We start from the raw sequence: 3,154 nt of genomic DNA on the forward strand, positions 1-3,154 counted from the left end.
GTCCTTGGGGGACCCGATCCAGCAGCAGGAGATGTCCAGCCAGCGGTCCTTGGGCAGCCGGGACATCAGCCACGTCACCCACGCCACCGCCTCACCCTCGTCGATGAAGCGTTCGACCACGCCGCTCCCGCTCCACACCGTCAGCACCATGTAGCCCGGCACGCCATGCAGGGTGATGCGGTACGCGTCGGCCTCCGGGAACGGACTGCCCTCCGGACCCGGACGCGGCAGCTCCAACTCCGGCCCCAGATCGCCCAAGACGAAGTGGTAGTCGAAGTACGTCGTCATCTGGTCGCTGTGGCGGCCCGGCTTCTCGAAGTCCTCCGCGTACTCGGCGGGGTCGAACGAGGCGTCGCCGATCCGCTCTCCGCTCGCCTCGCTGACCGTCGGCAACATCACCACGTCGGGGTACCAGTCGGGCTCGCTGCCATCGAGAACCGGCCCCTGGCCCGGCCGGAGCGGGAACCAGTCGCCCGTGGGAACCCCCGGCCGCCCGGCAACCGTGTCGATACCGCCCGTCCCGTCGCCCCGCGGGGTGACCTTCGCCTCACCGCTGTGCGGCCACACCACCAGACCCGTACGGTCCGCAAGCCTCTGCAACAGCACACTGTGACGGCCCAGGAAGGGAACGGCCACCACGATCGGGGTGCCCGGCGGCAGACCCACCCGCGCCACATCCGCCGCCACCAGCTCCACGAACTCCTCGATGTCCACGTCCCGCGTCGAACCGTCCGGCAGCCGCACCACCACCTTCTTCTTGTCCTCGCGCCAGTCGGCCCCGACGACGTACGGCCACTTCCCCTTCGGCCACGGCGTCTCCCGCATGCGGCGGCCGGTGGGGGCCAGGGAACCGTCAGACTGCGGCGTCAGGACCTCGCTCCAGTCCGTGTCCAGCTCCAAGGCGTCCAGCCCCAGCCAGTTCACACCCGGAACCCGGCGCCCCCACAGCGTGAAGTGGCCGCTCTTGGCCGACCCGGTCACCCCCAGCCTCTCCAGATGGAACGCCCCCAGCTCCGCCAGACTCCCCGCCCGCCCATCCGCCTCCGCATCCCGCACCAGCCCGAACAACTCCGCACGCACCGCCTCATCCACCAGCGCGCCCTTCGGCAGACGCAGCACATGACGGGCCAGCACGTCCACGTCGAACGGACCGCGCCGGAACCGCCGGTCCCGCCCGCGCAGAGCCTCCAACAGCCGCTCTGCCGCCACCTCGTCCGGGGACTGCGACGCAGCGGCCGCCTCCAGGGCGAGCATCATGGGGATCTCCGCCGTCTCCGAGGCGAGCGCGATGGGGATCTCCGCCGTCTCCGAGGCAAGCACGATGGGGATCTCCGCCGTCTCCGAGGCAAGCGGAGCGGGGGATACGGGCATCCGCGAGGCGTGCAGGGCGGGAGGCTCAGCCGACTGCGGATCAACCGGCACGATGAACACCGGCGAACCGGAGCCCCCCGGCACAGATGTCAACGGCCCCGACGGCGCCTCCGGCAGCGCCCGCGACCCGGCACCCTCCACGCCGGAGCCCTCGGCCACCTCCAGAGGAGCGAGGTCCGGGACAGTGGCCGGGCCGCCTTGGAGCGCCACCGTCCCCTCCGCGTCCGCCACGACCGGAGCCGCCAAGGACAGGGTCGGCACAGCCGTCGTGGCCGGAGTCATCGTGGGAGCACCAGGTCCGGGGGGCCTGGAGTTCGGGAGCGGGTACGGCCGCGGGGCGGGGAGCGGGGCGGGCGGGACGGGCGGCGTCGGGAACTCCACCTCCGCCTTCTGCCATTCGGCACGGGAGGCGCCGAGCACGGTGAGCACCGGCGCGCCCTGATCGTCCGTGCCGGACAGGTCCGTCGGGGTCTCGGTCCACCACACGGAACGACCCAGTTGCGTCAGCCGCCTGGCCACCTCACCGATGCCAGGAGCGGGCCGGGCGTGCGACAGGACGACGGTGCTGCCCGGCCTCTTGTCCGTCAGGGTGGGGTCGTTCGCCATCAGCTCCACGAACTCACCGACCGGCATCCGGAACACGCGGCTGCCGATGAACAGCGTGATGATGTCCGGGTTCCGCTCGTCCAGTTCGATCCGCACCAGGTCGGGGACCGGCACGGTCGCCCGCTGGTTGCGGCCCTGGGGTGGACGCTGGTGCCGCCACGGCGTGTCCTCCAGACCGGCGGGCTGACGGATCCGCGCCAGGTTCACCCCCGACCAGGACTCCCCCGTGAAGTCACGACCGCTCCCCTCGGCCCCGTCCAAGGCCGTGTCCATGGCGGTGTCATCGAACGCCCCGTGCTCCTCGACGTCGTACGCGGCCGCCGCGTCCGGGTCGGACGCGTCCCGCCCCACGGCGAACGCCCGGGTGAGCACGACCCGCAAGCGCTCACGTTCCCGCGGGTCGACGTCGAAGTCCGGGTCCAGGTGGAGCACCCGCACGGCCAGCGCGTCCCGCCTGGTCTCGTCCATACCGGGCGCGTCCAGCACCTCCCCGGCCTTGACCCGCGCCCAGAACATCCGCGACCGCTCCGCCTCCCGCACCTGACCGGCGCCGGACAGCTTCAGGGCGTCGACGGCCTCGGCCCGCGCACCATCCCCGTTCAGCCACCCCGCGGCCTCCCGCACCACCGGCAGGACCACGAAGTCCCCGAACGGCTCCCCCGCCGCCCACGCCGTCGCCGCCTCGGCCAGCACCCGGCGGACCACATCCTGATCCACCCCGACCCCGGGCCCCGCACGTTCAGCGATCACCCGTCCCAGCAGATCCAGCGTCAGCGGACCCGCCCGCTCGAAGTCGTCGTCGGCCCGCCACATCGAATCCACCGCCGCCGCCCCAGCCAGCAGCTCTCCGAAGTCGGCGCGGTCCTCCGCATAGATCCCGAACATCGACTTCAGCGCCCGCAACGCATCCAGCGTCCGCACCAGCACCGCATCCGGCACCGCGCCGGGGCCCGAGTGCAGCCTGGCGACCCGCGCCAGCCGGTCCAGCTCCGCACCCTCCGGCTCCGGCCGCTCCAGGGCGAACTCCCGCGGCCGCCCTCGGGCATCGGCGGTCAGGCTCCGCATGTATTTGCCGTTCTTCCGCCCCTTCCCCTGCGGGCCGTAGGAGACGCGCGCCCAGTGCCGCGTCGCGTTCACGATGCGCTGCGTCAGAGAGATCTCCCGCAGCGGATTGGCC

At 72.5% G+C, this 3,154-nt stretch carries 1 protein-coding gene; it reads right to left on the reverse strand.

Going from position 1 to position 3,154, the window contains the following annotated elements:
• Positions 1–3,144: lonely Cys domain-containing protein (locus tag ACWDSL_RS52675; RefSeq protein WP_450496806.1), on the reverse strand; the 3,144-nt coding region annotated here is incomplete at its 3' end.
• Positions 3,145–3,154 lie beyond the last annotated feature (10 nt).

It is taken from the genome of Streptomyces sp. NPDC000941 (assembly GCF_053599555.1).